A 16,901-nucleotide genomic window follows, 5' to 3' on the forward strand; every position below is an offset into this window, starting at 1 on the left:
CCTGGTCATCCTCAATGCAAAAGCACGCGATGCGCGCAACGAGTTCGTAATTGCAACTTGACACCCCAGATAGTCGCTCTCCCCCGGTCGACGGGGGAGAGGAAGGGGCCCCCTTCCGCAACTGCTTCGCAAGGGGCAGCACCAGCTTTCGGGATTGGCTCGCCTCAGGCACAGCCCTGCAGGCTTGCCTCCACCAACCACAAGCGGCATAGATCACCCATGGAAACCTATCGCCCGCGCCGCTCCGTGCTCTACATCCCGGCCTCCAACGACAAGGCCTTGGCCAAGATCGCGCAGCTTGCCTGCGACGCAGTCATCATCGACCTGGAAGACGCCGTCGCTCCGGCCGACAAGATCACTGCCCGCGAAAAACTGGCCAGCATTTTCGCCGGCCATCCCGTTGCCAGCCATATTGGCAGACGCTGCGAGATGATCGTGCGCATCAATGCGATATCAAGCGAATGGGGCGCCGACGACCTGCTGGCTGCCGCAAGCTGTGAGCCCGACGGCATCCTTCTGCCCAAGGTCGACACGCCGCGCGACCTGCTCGAGGCCGGCGATGTGCTTGACGACAATTTTGTCCCCGATAGCGTGAAACTATGGGCGATGATCGAGACGCCCAAGGCGCTGCTCAACATCGGCGCCATCGCCGAGCTTGGCCGTGATCCGGCCTCGCGGCTAAATTGTTTCGTTGCCGGAACGAATGATCTGGTCAAGGAGACCGGCATTCTGGCAACGCCTGATCGATGCTACCTCGTGCCATGGCTGATGCAGATGGTGCTGGCCGCGCGCGCCGGCGGCATCGACATGCTCGACGGCGTCTCCAACGATTTTCGTGACCTCGACGCTTTCACACATGAATGCGCGGAAGCCACAGCCATGGGGTTCGACGGCAAGAGCCTTATCCACCCGGCCCAGATCGAAGCCGCGAACCGAGCCTTTGCGCCGTCCATGGAAGCGGTGGCCGAGGCGCGCTCGGTGAAGGAAGCCTTCGCGCTGCCGGAAAATGCCGGCAAGGGCGTGATCGCGCTGAACGGCAGGATGGTCGAGCGGCTGCACTTGGCGCAGGCCGAAAAACTGCTGGCGAAGGCAGCCGCCATCGGGTCATAAATGCTCGATGGATGCGGGCGAGCTATAGCTACTCACGACAGGAATTGAACAATGAAACTCTACCGCTTTCTGTCCGCTCCGGACGATGCCAGCTTCTGCCACAAGGTGACGGCGGCGCTGAACAAGGGCTGGCACCTGTTCGGCTCGCCGACCTATGCCTACGACAAGAAGGCCAAAGCGATGCGTTGCGGCCAGGCCGTGGTCAAGGATATAGACGGCCAGGAATACGGACCCGATACGAAGCTCAGCGACTGGTAGGCTCCGCTCGCATCCACAGCCAGCCGGCCAGCCAGGCGATGGCTGCCGCAAGCGTCACCAGGCCCAGGTCAAGAGCCCACTCCGGCACGAACGCACGGAGCGCGATAGGCACCGCGCCAATGAAATAGAGGGCGAGTGGAATGCGCGGAACGCCTCTTGCAACGACAAGAGAGATTACAAACGCAAGTGTCCCAAGCAGAAAAAGGAACGAACTGACGACCAAAGCCAGTCCGAGAGGGCCGGCGCGCAGCTCGATGATGGTTGTCAGCGGAAGTTTCGAAAATACCAGATTGATCACCACTTCCACGCCGACCAAACTTGCCAGTGCAACGAAGTTGATGACAAACGCGATGGTGCCGAACAGGCCCGCGCGCCGGCCAAACGCAAGAAACAGGCCGACGACAAGACCAAGCGCCAATATCTCGGCGACCGGTGCGAGAAGTTGCGTCAGATCGGTGGTCGCGATGAGCGAGCTGCGTTTGGCCGCGTTGACCAGGAGAATAAGCGCGCTTCCGACGCCGGCCGCGGAGGCAAGCCGATAAAGCGTAGCGCTGGGCACAGCCGCGCTCGACTGGATGGTCGTGGAATTCTCCTTGTGTTGAGCTTCTTCGGCTGGACTCCGAAGCGAAATAGTCGATTGCGGACGGCGGGGTTCGGCGGTTGTGGCGAGCATGGTCGTCTCCTCAACTGGGAAAACGGGAGCCGCGAAGACCGCAGGCCTGTTCCGATCCCATCTGTAATCACTGCTTACATGCTCTTGTCTGCATTGTAAACAGTGATTACATAAATCGCGGATCGTGCTACAAACGCGTGAAGCAGCTCTACGGAACGAAGGAAAAGAGATGGCAAACGCCAAGACGCCTCGCCGCACCGGCTACCACCATGGCAATTTGCGCGACACGTTGATCGATGCTGCAATTCAACTTGTCGAGGAAGGCGGCCCCGACAATGTAAGCGTGCGCGAAGCCGCAAAGCGGGCCGGCGTTTCCCCCGGCGCCCCCTTCCGGCATTTTCAGTCGAAAACAGCGCTACTGACCGCGGTCGCCGAACAGGCCATGAACCGGCTGACAGAGGCCGTTGCCAATGCACTTTCAGCAGTCGACAGCGCGGATCCCATCGTGGCCTTCGAAGCAATCGGACAAGGCTATCTGGAATGGGCGATCGCCAATCCCACGCATTTCCAGATCATCAGTTCCCGAACCCTGATTGATTTCGACGCGTCGGACAGTCTTCGCGGTCAGAATGAGGCCATTCGCCGGAAGATGATCGACCTGCTGACCCAAGCGCAACACCAGGGTCAACTGGCTGCGAACGCGGATTTCGATCATCTGGTTCTTGCCGCTCGTGCCTTTGTCTATGGGTTGGCACGAATGGTGGTTGATGGTCATTTTCCGGAGTGGCATCCGTCCGAGCCGCCATCGCTCGCCGTGCGCAAGGCGCTGCATCTTTTCATCAGCCGAATGACCAACCTATCTGAAGCGGGATCCCAGAAACCCTTGCCGCCGCTGGGTTCTGGACCGACTGGATAGGAATGGACATTTCACGCGACGCAGGAACCAGCTATTCCGCCGCCTCTTCGATCTTCTCCATATCATCGTCCGACAGGCCGAAATGGTGACCGATCTCGTGGATCAGCACGTGGGTGACGATGTCGCCCAGCGTCTCTTCGTTCTCGGACCAGTAGTCGAGGATGGCGCGGCGGTAAAGCGTGATCCGGTTCGGGCCTTCGCCGGTCTGCGGGTTCCAGCGCTCGGCGATGCCGCGTCCCTCGAACAGACCGAGCAGGTCGAACGGCGTTTCCAGCGACAGATCGTCCATGATCTCGTCGGTCGGGAATTCGGCGATCTGGATGACGATCTCGCCGGTCAGCTTGCGAAAATCCTCCGGCAGATGGGCGTACGCCTCCAGCGCCAGGAACTCCATTTCGTCCATCGAGGGCGAGAGTTCGTCGTGCCAGGTGCGGGTCTTGTAGATGCGGGCCATGCTTTGTCCTTTGATCCCGGCATATAGGCTTTCGCACCGTAATCGGCAAATGACACGGGCCGATGCGCCTGCGCCATCCATGCCGAGAGGAATAATTCCCTATGTGTCTGCTTGACTCTTGGGATGCGCTCTGGAATCTATAGAGAACATAACAGGAACAATGTGAGTGGAAGCTGACCGTCATGGCGATGACCGCTGTGGCGCGGGAGACTGTTTTTGCCCTGCGCCGCCAGATCGCGAAAATCGAGGGAACGCTGCCCGAGCGCTTGGCTGCGCCGGCCGCCGCGCCCTTTGATGCCGACGTCAACACCGATCTCACAATCGTCCGGCGTGGCATTGCCGCGGCGTTGCCGGATGCGTTCCTGCCTGTTGGCGTCGAGCGCCTCGACGCCGCCCTGAGCGGCGGCCTGCCGAAGGCCGCCCTGAGCGAAATCCATGGCACGCAAACCCGCGATGCCGGGGCCGTCGCCGGCTTCGCTTTGTCGCTCACAAGCCTGATCCTCAAGCAAACGCCGGGGCTGCCGGTGCTGTGGATCGGCACATCGGAGATCTTTCGCGAGGCCGGCTTTCCCTATGCCAGGGGGCTTCACGCCTCGTTCGGCATCGAGCCGGAGCAATTGCTGTTTTCCGAGGCACCGAGACTTGTCGATGCGCTGTGGGTCGCCGAGGAGGCGGCCCGGATGACGGCGCTCGCCGCGGTCATCCTCGAAATTCGCGGCAATCCGCAGCGGCTTGACCTGACCGCGACACGCCGGCTGCATGCAAGGGCGCAAGCGGCCGGCCGCCCGGTGTTCCTGCTGCGGCAGGCGGCCGAGCCCGAACCGACGGCGGCACCCGTCCGCCTCATCGTCACGTCGGCACCGGCGGTGCCGCGCGACACCATCGCCGGGCCGCTGGCCGGCTCGATCGGCCGCCCGGCCTTCACCCTCACCATCGGCAAGAGCCGCACGGCCCTGCCTGGACAATTCACACTGGAGTGGAATCCCGATGAATGCGCATTCGACGAAAGAGCGGGCGACGAAAGAGCGGGAGACGAAGGAGCAGGTGGGGAAAGAAACCGGCCAAAGAATCCTGTCCCTGTGGTTTCCCTATCTGGCGGCGGAAAGAGTCCTGCGCCAGCGTCTGGGGCGGTCCTGGCGTTCCCGGCCGTCGGATCACCCATCTCACCCGCCGCTCGTGATCAGCCATCGCGACCGCAACGCACAGCGCATCTCGGCCCTCGACGAGCGGGCTGAGGCGCTGCACCTGAAGCGCGACATGGGCATCGCCGATGCGCGCGCCATGCATCCGTCGATCGACATCGTCGAGGCCGATCCGGAAGCCGACCGCCGCCTGCTCGAAGGCCTTGCCGACTGGTGCGACCGCTACACCCCGCTGGTGGCGCTGGATGGCGCGGACGGCCTGTTTCTCGACGTCACCGGCTGCACCCATCTGTTCGGCGGCGAACGTGCCATGCTGGACGACATCCTGTCGCGCTTCTTCCATCAGGGTTTCGATGTCCGTGCCGGGCTTGCCGCGACGCCGGGCGCGGCCTGGGCGGCGGCACGGTTTTGCGGCGACCGCATCGTTGTGTCAGGCGAGGAGGAAGCGCTGCTGGCACCCCTGCCGCTGGCCGCGCTGCGCATTGAGCCGGCGACCCGCACCAGCCTGGAAAGCGTCGGCCTGCGCACGGCGGGCGCCGTCATGGCGGCACCGCGCGCGCCGCTCGCCCGCCGCTTCGGCGCCTTGCTGCTCCTGCGCCTCGACCAGGCGCTTGGCCGTCTCGACGAAGCGGTGTCGCCGCGCCTTCCCGTCGCGCCGCTTTCGGTCGAACGCCATCTCGCCGAACCCGTCACCCTGACCGAGGACATCGAACGGCTGGTGGGCATGCTGGCGGCGACCTTGAAAATCGATCTCGAGCGCCGCGGCGAGGGTGCCAGGACACTGGCGCTGCTGCTCTTTCGGGTCGACGGCGCCGTCAGCCGCATCGCGCTCGGCACCTCGCGGCCGATGCGCGAACCCATGCTGATCCAGAAACTGTTCCATGAGCGGCTGGCCGCGCTCGAACAGGATATCGATGCCGGTTATGGCTTCGACTTGGTGCGGCTTTCGGTGCTGGCGGCAGCCACCTTCGACATGCAGCAGGCCGATCTGACTGGCGAAACGGCCGACGACGGTGCCGACATCGCGCTGTTCGCCGACCGCATCCGCGCCCGGCTCGGCGAGGGCGCGGTTCTCCGGCCGGTCGCGGTCGAAAGCCATCTGCCGGAGCGCGCCGTCGCCACGATCCCCTTCACCGAAGCGCCACGCCGGACCACGCCGCCGAAAAAGCCCGGCAGGCTGCAGGCACCACAAACCATCTTTCCGCCGGAACGGCCAATCCGGCTGTTCCGCTCGCCCGAACCCATCGATGTGCCGGCCACTGAAATGCCGGAAGGACCACCGCTGAACTTCCGCTGGCGCCGCGCGCTCTACCGGGTCACGCGTGCCGAAGGGCCGGAACGCATCGCCGCCGAATGGTGGCGCGAGGCAGCGAGCGACCCGATCACGTCAACCCGCGACTACTTCCGTATCGAGGACGCCGATGGTCGCCGCTATTGGCTTTACCGGCAAGGTCTTTACGGCAACACGCAGGTCCCGCCGCGCTGGTTCATGCATGGTGTCTTCGCATGAACGCGCTGACCGTCATCCCCTATGCCGAGTTCGGCATCCAGTCGAATTTCTCCTTCCTGCGCGGCGCCTCCAAGCCGGAGGAGCTGGTGGTCGCGGCCAAGCTCCTGGGCTTCTCGGCGATCGGGCTTGCCGACCGCAACACGGTGGCCGGCGTGGTTCGCGCCTGGCAGCAGGCCAAGGTCGAAAAACTCTCCTATCACCCCGGCTGCCGGCTGGTTTTCGGCGACGGCACGCCGGACATCCTCGCCTATCCCCAGGACCGCAAGGGCTGGGGACATCTCTGCCGCATGCTCACCCAAGCCAATCTGCGCGACGAGAACGAAAAAGGCGCCACCCTTCTGCAGCGCGGCGACCTTCTCGAATGGGGTGACCTGATGTCGCTGGCGGTCCTGCCCGGTCTGTCGGCGGGCGCGCAGGACGGTCTCGCCTTGCTTCGGCTGCTCAAGGATCGTTTCGGCAGAAATCTCCGTCTGGCCGTTTCGCCCGACTACGCCGGCAATGACCGTTTCCGCATCGAGCAGGCCGCGGCGCTTGCCGAGAGCGTCGGTATTCCGCTGATGGCGACCAACGACGTTCTCTACCACACGGCCGAACGGCGCCCGCTGCAGGACGTGCTGACCGCGATCCGCCTCAACACGCCCGTCGCCGAGGTCGGGCTGCAACTCAGCGCCAATGCCGAGCGCCATCTGAAGCCGCCAATGGAGATGGCGCGCCTGTTCCGCAGGCATCCGCAAGCATTGGCCGAGACCTTGCGGTTTGCGGAAGAATTGACCTTTTCGTTGAGCGACCTTCAGTACAATTATCCGAACGAGCCGACGGAATCGGGTCTTGGCCCACAGGCTGAACTGGAGCGGCTGGCTCGGGAGGGAGCGGCCAACCGCTATCCGGCGGGTGTGCCGGATTCGGTGATCAAGCGCATCCAGGAAGAGCTCACTCTCATCGAGCGCCTCAACTACGCCCGCTATTTCCTGACCGTCTACGACATCATCAAATTCGCCCGTGGCCAGGGCATTCTCTGCCAAGGACGTGGTTCGGCCGCCAATTCGATCATCTGCTTCTGCATCGGCATCACCGAAGTCGGACCCGACAAGATCGATACGCTCTTCGAGCGCTTCATTTCCGAGGAGAGGAACGAGCCGCCGGATATCGACGTCGACTTCGAGCATGAGCGACGCGAAGAGGTGATGCAATACATCTATACGAAATACAGCGGCAAGCGCACAGCACTTGCCGCCGCCGTCATCAGCTATCGCGGCCGGTCGGCGCTGCGCGAAGTGTCGAAGGCAATGGGCCTGTCCGAGGATATCAGGACGTCCCTTTCCGGCTCGATCTGGGGCTGGTCGACCTCGGAGCTCGGCGAGAAGGAAGCCCGCGCCGGCGGCCTCGACCGCACCGATCCGGTGTCTCGGCATGTGATGGAACGCGCCAACGAGATCATGGGGTTTCCCCGCCATTTGTCGCAGCATGTCGGCGGCTTCGTCATCACAAGGGACCGGCTCGATGAGATCGTGCCCATCGTCAAGACGGCGATGGACCAGCGCAAGATGGTGGAGTGGGACAAGGATGATCTCGACGCAGTGAAAATCCTGAAAGTGGACGTGCTGGCGCTCGGCATGCTGACCTGCCTGCAACGCGCCTTCACCTTGCTCACTGAGCATTATCCAAAGGCGAGGGACCCGTATGGGCAGCCCTATGTGCTGGCCACCCTGCCGCCGGAGGACAAGCAGGTCTACAAGATGATCTGCCGCGCCGACACGCTCGGCGTCTTCCAGATCGAATCGCGCGCCCAGATGTCGATGCTGCCGCGCCTTGAGCCGAAAACCTTTTATGACCTTGTCATCGAGGTGGCGATCGTGCGGCCGGGCCCGATCCAGGGCGACATGGTCCACCCCTATCTGCGCCGCCGGCAAGGCAAGGAGCAGGCCGAGTATCAAAAGCCGGAGCTGGAGGCGATCCTCAGCAAGACGCTTGGTGTGCCGCTGTTCCAGGAACAGGCGATGAAGATCGCCATCGTTGCCGGCGGCTTCAAGCCGGGCGAGGCCGATGAACTGCGCCGTGCCATGGCCACCTTCAAGCGCACCGGCACCATCGGCAATTATCGTCGCCGCATGATCGAAGGCATGGTCGACAAAGGCTACACGAAGGACTTCGCCGAGCGCTGCTTCAAGCAGATCGAGGGCTTTGGCGAATATGGCTTTCCCGAAAGCCATGCCGCTTCCTTCGCCCTGCTCGTCTATGCCTCCTGCTGGTTCAAGACCTTCTATCCCGACGTGTTCTGCGCCGCGATCCTGAATTCACAGCCGATGGGGTTTTACCAGCCGGCCCAGTTGGTGCGCGACGCAAGCGACCATGGCGTCGACATTCGCGACGTCGACGTCAATTTTTCGGTGTGGGATTGTACGCTGGAAAAGGCGCCGTTCGATCCGGCCCGTATCCTCCCGCGCCATGCCGAAATGCGCGGCGTCATCGAGACGAAGCATGCCGTCCGGCTCGGCTTCCGCCAGATCAAGGGCCTGTCGAAGGAGCGCATGGCGGCCTTCGTCGAACGGCGCGGCTCAGGCTACGGATCCGTCCGGGATGTCTGGCTGCGCTCCGGCCTTGATATCGGCGAGATCGAAAAACTGGCGCAGGCCGATGCCTTCCGCTCGCTCGGCCTTGATCGTCGCGAAGCGTTGTGGGCGGTGCGCGCGCTCGACGGCAAGAGCGCCGCCGAAAGGCTGCCGCTGTTCGACCAGCCGGCGCTTCGCCTGCGCGAGCTGGAGCCCGAGACGAAGCTGCCGAAAATGCCGCTCGGCGAGCATGTCATCCATGATTACCGCGCGCTCGGCCTGTCGCTGAAGGCGCATCCGGTCGCCTTCCTGCGCGAGCGGCTCGACCGCGCCGGCGTCATTCCCAATGCGAACCTGCCTTCCGTGCGTGACGGCAGGCGCGTCTCCGTCGCCGGCCTCGTGCTGGTGCGGCAGCGCCCCGGCAAGGGCAATGCGATCTTCCTGACACTGGAGGACGACAAGGCGGTGGCCAACGTCATCTTCTGGCAAAGAACCTTCGACCGTTACCGACCCATCGTCATGGGCGCCCGGTTCGTCAAGGTCACCGGAAAATTGCAGTCGGAATCGGGCGTGGTCCACATCGTCGCCGAGAGGATCGAGGATCTGACGCCCTGGCTGACCGTGCTTCTGGAGAAGGTCAGCGAAGCCGCACCAGCGGCTCCTCCGGGAGACCTCGCCAAGGAGCGTTCGGATCACTCCAGCCCCGCCGAACAAAGCGCACCGATCCGGCAGGATCTCGCAACGCTGTCGGAAGAAGCGGAAAGGGTCATGCCCAAGGGGCGGAATTTTCAGTAGTGTCAAAAACTTCGATGGCAGCGGGACAGCACCCCCCCTCTGTCCTGCCGGACATCTCCCCCGCAAGGAGGGAGATTGGCAGCTTTGGCGCTTTCGCACATTCCAGCAACCGTGGAGATTAGCGAAAGCCGAGACTACATCCAATCTCCCCCCTTGCGGGGGAGATGGCCGGTAGGCCAGAGGGGGGTGCTGTCCCGCCCACCTCGCCAGCCTGTGGTGCAAGAACTCAGCCCGGCCCACCCAAGCGTGGCGGCGGCGGGGCGAGCACGTCCTCCACCGAAAGCGTCCGCGCCTCGGAGGGCAGCATGATCGGGATGCCGTCACGCACCGGATAGGCAATCTTGGCGACCCTGGAAATCAGTTCGCCGCGCTCTGGATCCCAGGCCAGCGGCCCCTTGGTCAGCGGGCAGGCCAGCAGCTCCAGCAGCTTGGGGTCGACCTTCCTCTCGTCACGTCCGTCCGCCATCGCGCCCTCTTACTGCAAACTCGAGCCAAAGTCCTCATTCTCGCGCGCCAGCGCCATTTCGGTGATGGCGATCAGCGTCTCCGCCCGGGTCTTCAGGTCGGCTGCTTCGAGCAGCGCCTGTTTCTCGGCCGGCCCGTAGGGCGCCATCATCGACAGCGCATTGACCAGCATGGCATTTTCGGCGCGGCTGACGCTTTCCCAGTCGGCCTCCAAATCGTTGGCCTGCAGATAGGCGCGAAACGCCTTGAGCAGCGATGGCCGGTCGATCTCATTGTCCGCCTGATCCTCGTCGAGATCGGCAAGGAAAGGCGCGGGCTTGCACTGGCGAAACGGCGTCTTGACCGTCAATTCGTGGGCGATGCGGAACCGGCACACGCCCTGTAGCGAAATCAGGTAGCGGCCGTCGCCACTCTCGGAAAAGGCGATGATGCGCCCGGCGCAACCGACATTGCAGAGCTCCGGCTCGCCATCGCCGCGCAAGGCGCCGTCGAGACTGGGCTGGATGACGCCGATGAGCCGCGAGCCGGCAATCGCCTCGTCCACCATCTGCAGATAGCGCGGCTCGAAGATGTTGAGCGGCATGCGGCCTCCCGGCAGCAAAAGCGCACCCTCGAGCGGAAAGATCGGGATCGTCGACGGCAAATCCTTGGCGAGCCGGTAATGCGCGTTTCCCGCTTGCACCATATTCCTCCGATCGCTTCACCAGAAGCGCGTCATGGCAGTTCTAATCTGGCGCAGTCATGGCCGACGCCAAGCCCGTGCGGCAAAACAACCGGCAAACGGCTCAGGAAAACAGCAATGCCGACAATTTGCGGCGCGCGGCAAGCGTTGCCTCGTCGGTCATGCCCCATGCCTCGAACAGCTGCAGCAATTGCGTCCTGGCGCCATCCTCGTTCCAGCTTCGGTCGGCCTTGATGATGGCCAGCAGATTGTCTGCGGCCGCAGTGCGGTCGCCGTTGGCGTTCTGGATCATGGCCAGATCGAAGCGCGCCTGGTGATCCCCAGGATTTTCCGCCAGCCGGCGCTCGAACTCGGCTGGATTGCCGAGAGCTGCCGCTTGCGCTGCAACCGCCATCCTGGCGCGCAGGGCTGCCAGTGGCGGCGCATCCTTCTTGGCCTCCGGGGCTGTTGCCAAAAGCGCCTCGGCGCCTTCCGTGTCGCCGGCGTCGAACAACAGTTCGCCCAGTCCGGCGATCGCCTCGATCGTCTCCGGCGCCTGCGCCAGGACGGCGTCATAAATGTCGGCCGCGGTCTGCATGTCGCCGGCCTCGCGCGCTTCGGTCGCCGCGGCCAGGGCTTCCGCCACCGGCGGCGCGCCGTTGCCCTTGCCGCCGACCTTGGTGATGAATTCGTTGATCTGGCTCTCCGGGATGGCGCCCATGAAGCCATCGACCGGCTGGCCGTCCTTGAAGGCGATGACCGCCGGGATAGACTGGATGCCGAGCTGGCCGGCGATCGAGGGATGGTCGTCGATGTTCATCTTGACCAGCTTGACCCTGCCGCCGGCGGCCTTGACCGCCTTCTCCAACTGCGGCGTCAGCTGCTTGCAAGGCCCGCACCAGGGCGCCCAGAAATCGACCAGCACCGGCTGGCGGCGCGATTCCTGGATGACATCGGCGGCAAAGGCAGCCGTCGTCGTGTCCTTGATCACATCGGCGGGAGCGGCGGGCGCATCGCCAAGCGCGACTTTCGCCGGCGCCGGCGCCGCTCCACCATACTGCACCGAGGTGGTGTACTGGCCGCCATTACCGCCAAAGGAGCCGCCGAACGGATTGTTGTCGCTCATCTCTTTACCCTTCCGTGGCGCCGCCGGCCGGCGGCCAGGCGCCCTATGCTTCAGACCATCTGACTCAAGCCATCCATGTGGCGATCACACGGAGACTTTCAAGATAGCAGCATCGTGCCCGGTTGCCTCGACGAATCTGATCAGGTCCCGCGCCGCGATCGATGTCGTCGCCTCATTGGTCAGCGGATGCCCATTGATCACCGCATGCTCCATCAAATCCTTGTCGAGCACGAGCTTGACCCTGTTTGCCGTGTCGTTGATGACGCCAAAGACCGTCACGGCGCCCGGTGTGACGCCGAGCAGCTCCATCAGCATCTCCGGCTTGCCGAAGGAGACCCGGCTGGCGGCGCCGATCACCTGGTGGATCTGCTTCAGGTCGACGACCGCGTCCTCGCCGACGGTGACCAGGAAGAAATTATCCTTCTTGTCCTTCAGGAACAGGTTCTTCGTGTGCGAGCCGGCGATTTCGCCGCGCAACGCCTGCGAATCCGCGACCGTGTAGAGCGGCGGATGGCGCTTCGTCGAGGCGGCAATCCCGAGTTCAGCGAGAAAGGCCATCAAATCGGCTTCGGTCTTCGGCATCGGTTTCGTTCCGTTTCTCAAGCCAGCCGTTTACGGCCAATGGGGCAGCCGACACAAGACCGTCATGCGACATCATGGGGAGCGGCACCGCCCTTCGCGCTGGCGCCCCGCCGCCCGCCGGCGGCTTGCCGGCCCGGCGCGGCGTGTCACAAAAAGCCTGCGATTTCCCTGTTGCAATCGCCGCGCTCTTCAGCCATATAGGCCCGGCTTGCGGCCAAGACGCCGTGCGAGCGGGTGTAGCTCAGGGGTAGAGCACAACCTTGCCAAGGTTGGGGTCGAGCGTTCGAATCGCTTCACCCGCTCCAGTTTCCTCCAGGGGACTAAGCATCGAAAGCCGCGGAACTCCGCGGCTTTTTCGTTTTTGGGCTTGCCTGGCTAAGAGTTTCGGCGGAATTCCCCAGGAGTCACATAAAATTACAGCGAGGAACGGTTCCCGCCTCGCCTCGTTAGCGCTCCATCAACGCAACGATGGAGAAAGCCATGCAGGACATTTCCGGCAAGCACGTCGCTATCCTGGCGACGAACGGGTTCGAGCAATCCGAACTTGAGGTGCCGCTGAAGAAGCTGCGCGAGGCGGGCGCCAAGGTCGATGTCGTGTCGCTCGCAAGCGGCAAGATCAGAGGCTGGGATCTCAAGGACTGGGGCCGAGAAGTTCCCGTCGACAAGACTTTGGATGAGGCGCGAGCGGACGCCTATGACGCGATCGTCCTGCCCGGCGGGGTCATCAATCCCGATCTGCTGCGTGTCGAGCGAAAGGCCCTGGGCTTCATCGAATCGTTCTGGTCGGCCAAGAAGGTCGTCGGCGCGATCTGCCATGCGCCCTGGCTTCTCGTCGAGACCGGCATCGTAAGGGGTCGCCGGGTCACGTCTTACAAATCGATCAAGACCGATGTGATCAACGCCGGTGGTCTTTGGGAGGACACCGAAGTCGTCACCGACCAGGGGCTCGTCAGCAGCCGCAACCCCGGCGATCTCGAGGCGTTCTGCGACAAGCTCGCTGAGGAGATCAGCGAAGGGCGGCACGACAGAAGGGTTGCTGCCTAGCCGGCTGTCCGGACGCGTCGGTTGGAAGTTACGCCGGGAAAACCCGCACCGTTTTCCTCAGGCGCTCTTCGCCCCATCCGCCTTCCGCAGCGACGCCTGATGCACCAGCGAGGTCCAGCTGTTGGTCGAGGCGAGGTGGCAATAGAGCAGGCCGAGCGCGCCTGATTTGCGCAGGTCGAGAAACGCCTCGTCGCTCAATCTGTTGAAGGCCGGCTCGTCGATCACCTGGAAATCGGTGAGGTTGAGCACCTCGCCGCCTTCCAGCGTCACCTTGCTCTGGCGCGGTGAAAACAGGCTGTGTGCATCGATCTTTTCGACCATCTCGCGGGTGGCTCTGAAGTCGATCTGGAACTGGTTGCAGAAGGCGAGCGCCTGTTTGGTCGCTTCGGTCGGCTCGTTGCCGGTAAAGAACGGCAGGATCTTGTCATCGCGGGACGGCGCCGGCAACTGGTCGACGACCCGGTCGCTGGCCCGTTCGACGCACAGCGTCAGCCGGCCGGCCGATGTCGGGTCTTCGGCCAGGATGAAGGGATAGCGCCGGACATAGGCGGGGATGTAGTGCGGCCCGGTCCATTTGCCGTCGGCATCGACGAACAGGTTCTCGTTCTGGCGCACACCGGTGATGATCACCGGCGACTTGGCCGGGCCGATAAAGACGATCGGGTAGGAGCGCATCGCCGCCGGCATTTCCGACGCGACCACCGGAATGGCGTGCGCGGAGCGGGCGAAGCCGAAGTCGCTGCGCGCGGTCAGGCCAAGCGAGCCGTGCCGCGCCGGATTGAGCGCCTCGGGCCTCGAATAGAACAGCGGCAACGCATCGCCCGTCACGTTCGTCTTTGCATCCGCCATCATCCGTCTCCCGCACGCCCATCAGGCTGCCAATGGTCCCGAAGCCGGGATTTATGCTTGTTTGCGCTGATCTTGGATCGAAAGGAATCCCGCGCAGGAACAAAGTACTACAGCGTCTCTTGCGCGCATAAAAGGACAGGCGGTGCTGTATTTTGGGTTTGCGGCGGTCGATTGTCTTGGGGAACACGACCGCCGGCCTGCCCGCCTCTGGACAGCTTGCGGCGAAGCGGCGACAGTGCCTCCGCTGGAGCAATTCCAGGAAAAGTGTGGAGCGGTTTTCCCTGGCAATTGCGAAGAAACAAAAGCCGGATCAGCGATCCGAACGCTGAACCGCTCCAGCGGACAGATTGAGGGAAACGGAATGGCGTCGGTGTCGGATTTCGAGCAGGGACAAACCTTCACCGTCGAAGCCGGGGGCCGGCAGATCCCGCTCGAACTGAGCGCGGTCAAGCCCATCGCCGCCAGCCCGCGCCCGGGTGGCGGTTTCTCGCTGCTGTTCAAAGGCCCGCGCGAAATCGCATTGCCGCAGGCGACCTATCTTTTCACGGGGGAAAGCGGCAGCCACGAGATCTTCATCGTGCCGGTCGCCGCCGATGCGACCGGGCGGCTTTACGAAGCGGTGTTCAATTAGAGGCTTGACGCAGGGAGGGTCTGATCGCTTCGAAATTAGCTGAAGCCTCTCCTCTTCGTTCGTCATCCTAGGGCGAAGCAGTCGCGAAGCGACGTCGCGGAGACCCTAGGATCCATGCCGCGACTTTCGAGCGCGACAACGGTGCAATGCTGTTTTACTGCCGGCTCGTGCACCCAGGCTGTCCGAGGCCCTTCTTGAAGCGCAGCAATCTTGGACAAAGGTCGCGGCATGGATCCTAGGGTCTGCGCCGCGTCGCTCCGCTCCTTGCTCCGCCCTAGGATGACGAAGCTGGTGAGAGCCGCCGCTTGCGATGCTCGCCGTCACAAACCAGCCGCCCCGCTCCCCGGCGGCGCACAGGCCATCAGGTCGTAGACGCCCTTGTCCTCGACGACCGCGAAGCCCAGCGCGACATAAAGCCGTCTCGCCGGATTGTGCTTCTCGACATGGATCGACGCTGATTTGCCGGCTAACCATACCTCGTCGATGAGGTCACAGAGCAGTGCGGTGCCGTAGCCTTTGCGGCGATGATGCGGCAGGAAGGCGATGTCGATGATGCGGTGCTGGCTTGGCCAGCGCTCGACATAGAGGCGGCCGATGTCTTCGCTATCGCGTTCCACCACCAGCCAGTCGGCCTCGGGATAGTGTTTTCGGTAATGCGCATGCTGGGCCTGGAACTGCATGCCGAGGAATTCGGCCTTCTGCGCCTCGCTCCACGACGTCACCGCGAGTTCTTCGAGACGCGTCGAAGCATAGAGCCGCGACAGGAACGGCAAGTCCGCTTCCGTCGCAGCGCGAAAGCGGAGCCCGGCCGTGTCAGACCGGGACCAGACCGGACGGGCCTGCTTCGCTTGCGCCACGCTGGCGTAAATCAACCGTCAGACCGGCGGAGTCAGGTCGCGCACGACGACGATCTGCTTGAGATTGTTGTCGGTCAGCGACGTCCAGTTATACTCCCATTCGGAACTGTCGATGCCCATCTGGTTGATCGTCCACAGGCCGTTGGTGCCGTCCGGCATGAGCGCCAGGCTGAACAAAGCGAGCCGGCCGTCGGCATTGTAGTTGAGCGTCAGGCGCGTCGAGCGAAGGGATGCGCCGAAATCGCGCCATCCCGACCAGTTTTGGGTGTAGGCATCCCATTGCGCGTTGAATTGGAGGAAGTGCTGCTGGTCGGCGGCGACCAGCACGATATCGCCGTCGCCCTGGATGCCGGCGGCAAGCGCCTGGTTGGGCGCCCTGGAGTAGCCGGGTGTCGCCCACTGCGTCCACGTATCCGATCCGGCGGGCATCTGGCGCGTGTGCAGCACCTGGCCGTTCTGGGTCAGGGCGAACAGATTGGTGGCGCCCAGCGGGCCGACGACCGGCGCCATCTCGATGAAGCCACCTGTCTGGGTCGTGTCGATCTGCACCCAACCCGTCCAGTCGGCGGCCTTCAGGGCCTGCGCCTTCGCCTGCTGGCAGCGATAGAGATGCAGGTTTGAATTGATGCCGAACAGCGCGATGCGGCCGTCGCCCTGGCGTATCGCCGAAACCGTCACCAGCCCGCCGGGGATCTGGATCCAGTCGCTCCACGGTTTGGCCGGCGGCGTCAGCACGTCGACCGTGACGACGATCGGTGTCGTCGTGCCCGGCGGCGTGATGGTTTTCTGCACCTGCACGATCTGGTCCGGATTCTGGTAGATCCACCAGATGCGGCCCTGATTGTCGGTGACGAAGATCTCGATGCGGCCGTCGGCATCGCGCGCCATCGAAAGCTTCTGATAGGAGGTGGCGCCGAGCGGCGTGCCGATGCTCACCGGCGCGGTCCATTTCTCGACCGGGCCGATCTGGTTCGCGTCTTCGGTGATGAAGGACAGATTGGTGGTTCCCGATGGCTGCGCGACCACGGCGACACGGCCGTCCTTGGTGAGGCCCGCCGTCATAATCACCCAGGCGCCGGGCGCGATGAACGACCAGGCCGAAGGCCATGGCCCGTTCGGCGAAAGCTGCGCCTTCTGGATCAACTGCCCCTTGGCGGAATCGATCCCCACCACCATCAGCCGCGACAGTTCGAAAAACGACGTGCCGGCCGGCTTGTGCTGGTAAATGGATGGAGGGCTGGACGGCGCCGGGCGGACACTGGCCCTGGAAGCCGCTTTCGGCGCCGGGGCTTTCGCTGCGGGGGCCTTCGACTTCGGTTCTGCGTTCTTGGCCATCGTA

17 protein-coding genes and 1 tRNA gene are annotated in these 16,901 nt (G+C 63.6%); 9 read left to right on the forward strand and 9 right to left on the reverse strand.

The annotated features are described in order from the left end of the window. Positions 1–219: 219 nt before the first annotated feature. Positions 220–1,110 carry an HpcH/HpaI aldolase/citrate lyase family protein gene (locus NKJ04_RS31885; protein WP_352679714.1) on the forward strand — a complete coding sequence of 297 codons (891 nt, stop codon included), beginning with the start codon at positions 220–222 and terminating at the stop codon, positions 1,108–1,110. A 51-nt stretch (positions 1,111–1,161) separates the two neighbouring features. Further along, positions 1,162–1,368: a DUF1737 domain-containing protein gene (locus NKJ04_RS31890; protein ID WP_013528780.1), complete on the forward strand. Its 207-nt coding sequence runs from the start codon at positions 1,162–1,164 to the stop codon at positions 1,366–1,368. On the opposite strand, the gene NKJ04_RS31895 is transcribed toward NKJ04_RS31890, so the two are convergent. After that, positions 1,355–2,041 carry a hypothetical protein gene (locus tag NKJ04_RS31895; protein WP_206638048.1) on the reverse strand — a complete coding sequence of 229 codons (687 nt, stop codon included), beginning with the start codon at positions 2,039–2,041 and terminating at the stop codon, positions 1,355–1,357. The genes NKJ04_RS31890 and NKJ04_RS31895 overlap by 14 nt on opposite strands. 169 nt (positions 2,042–2,210) lie before the next feature. On the opposite strand from NKJ04_RS31895, the gene NKJ04_RS31900 reads away from it, so the two are divergent. Continuing rightward, the gene (locus NKJ04_RS31900) at positions 2,211–2,897 is read left to right on the forward strand and encodes a TetR/AcrR family transcriptional regulator (protein ID WP_128304305.1); all 687 of its coding nucleotides are present in this window, start codon (positions 2,211–2,213) and stop codon (positions 2,895–2,897) included. A 31-nt stretch (positions 2,898–2,928) separates the two neighbouring features. On the opposite strand, the gene NKJ04_RS31905 is transcribed toward NKJ04_RS31900, so the two are convergent. Then, positions 2,929–3,351 (reverse strand): metallopeptidase family protein, encoded by a 423-nt coding sequence (locus tag NKJ04_RS31905; RefSeq protein WP_023763026.1) that lies wholly within the window; start codon positions 3,349–3,351, stop codon positions 2,929–2,931. Between the two features lie 182 nt (positions 3,352–3,533). Here NKJ04_RS31905 and NKJ04_RS31910 point away from each other — a divergent pair, with 182 nt between their 5' ends. Genes NKJ04_RS31910 through NKJ04_RS31920 form a run of 3 tightly spaced genes read left to right on the forward strand, consistent with a single transcriptional unit; the run spans position 3,534 to position 9,347 of the window. Beyond that, on the forward strand, positions 3,534–4,586 hold the full coding sequence (locus NKJ04_RS31910; RefSeq protein WP_352679719.1) for an ImuA family protein: 1,053 nt from the start codon (positions 3,534–3,536) through the stop codon (positions 4,584–4,586). Then, entirely contained in the window at positions 4,528–6,003 is a 1,476-nt protein-coding gene (locus NKJ04_RS31915; RefSeq protein ID WP_352679722.1) for a DUF6504 family protein, read from the forward strand. Before NKJ04_RS31910 ends, NKJ04_RS31915 begins: the two co-directional genes overlap by 59 nt. Then, positions 6,000–9,347 carry an error-prone DNA polymerase gene (locus NKJ04_RS31920; RefSeq protein WP_352679725.1) on the forward strand — a complete coding sequence of 1,116 codons (3,348 nt, stop codon included), beginning with the start codon at positions 6,000–6,002 and terminating at the stop codon, positions 9,345–9,347. Before NKJ04_RS31915 ends, NKJ04_RS31920 begins: the two co-directional genes overlap by 4 nt. A gap of 226 nt (positions 9,348–9,573) precedes the next feature. Here NKJ04_RS31920 and NKJ04_RS31925 read toward each other — a convergent pair whose 3' ends face one another. From NKJ04_RS31925 to NKJ04_RS31940, 4 genes are all read right to left on the reverse strand, one after another. Beyond that, positions 9,574–9,813: a Trm112 family protein gene (locus NKJ04_RS31925; RefSeq protein WP_023810889.1), complete on the reverse strand. Its 240-nt coding sequence runs from the start codon at positions 9,811–9,813 to the stop codon at positions 9,574–9,576. Between the two features lie 9 nt (positions 9,814–9,822). Then, a complete protein-coding gene (locus NKJ04_RS31930; RefSeq protein WP_023810888.1) occupies positions 9,823–10,494 on the reverse strand; it encodes an LON peptidase substrate-binding domain-containing protein in 672 nt (223 codons plus the stop codon). Between the two features lie 103 nt (positions 10,495–10,597). After that, entirely contained in the window at positions 10,598–11,599 is a 1,002-nt protein-coding gene (gene trxA, locus NKJ04_RS31935; RefSeq protein ID WP_023810887.1) for a thioredoxin, read from the reverse strand. Between the two features lie 84 nt (positions 11,600–11,683). Further along, on the reverse strand, positions 11,684–12,181 hold the full coding sequence (locus tag NKJ04_RS31940) for a prolyl-tRNA synthetase associated domain-containing protein (RefSeq protein ID WP_128304309.1): 498 nt from the start codon (positions 12,179–12,181) through the stop codon (positions 11,684–11,686). A 230-nt stretch (positions 12,182–12,411) separates the two neighbouring features. Here NKJ04_RS31940 and NKJ04_RS31945 point away from each other — a divergent pair. After that, positions 12,412–12,486 (forward strand) — tRNA-Gly (locus tag NKJ04_RS31945). Positions 12,487–12,661: 175 nt separating this feature from the next. Continuing rightward, a complete protein-coding gene (locus NKJ04_RS31950; RefSeq protein WP_352679729.1) occupies positions 12,662–13,225 on the forward strand; it encodes a type 1 glutamine amidotransferase domain-containing protein in 564 nt (187 codons plus the stop codon). A 57-nt stretch (positions 13,226–13,282) separates the two neighbouring features. Here NKJ04_RS31950 and NKJ04_RS31955 read toward each other — a convergent pair whose 3' ends face one another. Beyond that, positions 13,283–14,074: a SapC family protein gene (locus NKJ04_RS31955; RefSeq protein ID WP_352679732.1), complete on the reverse strand. Its 792-nt coding sequence runs from the start codon at positions 14,072–14,074 to the stop codon at positions 13,283–13,285. A gap of 361 nt (positions 14,075–14,435) precedes the next feature. Between NKJ04_RS31955 and NKJ04_RS31960 the strand changes: the two genes are divergently transcribed. Then, on the forward strand, positions 14,436–14,705 hold the full coding sequence (locus NKJ04_RS31960; protein WP_352555984.1) for a DUF6916 family protein: 270 nt from the start codon (positions 14,436–14,438) through the stop codon (positions 14,703–14,705). Positions 14,706–15,025: 320 nt separating this feature from the next. Here NKJ04_RS31960 and NKJ04_RS31965 read toward each other — a convergent pair whose 3' ends face one another. Both NKJ04_RS31965 and NKJ04_RS31970 read right to left on the reverse strand, forming a co-directional pair. Continuing rightward, on the reverse strand, positions 15,026–15,562 hold the full coding sequence (locus tag NKJ04_RS31965; protein WP_352679752.1) for a GNAT family N-acetyltransferase: 537 nt from the start codon (positions 15,560–15,562) through the stop codon (positions 15,026–15,028). 18 nt (positions 15,563–15,580) lie between these two features. Then, entirely contained in the window at positions 15,581–16,897 is a 1,317-nt protein-coding gene (locus NKJ04_RS31970; RefSeq protein ID WP_352679735.1) for a DUF8189 domain-containing protein, read from the reverse strand. Between the last annotated feature and the right edge of the window lie 4 nt (positions 16,898–16,901).

The organism is Mesorhizobium sp. M0618 (genome assembly GCF_040320765.1).
In the GTDB taxonomy this organism is placed as follows: Bacteria; Pseudomonadota; Alphaproteobacteria; order Rhizobiales; family Rhizobiaceae; genus Mesorhizobium.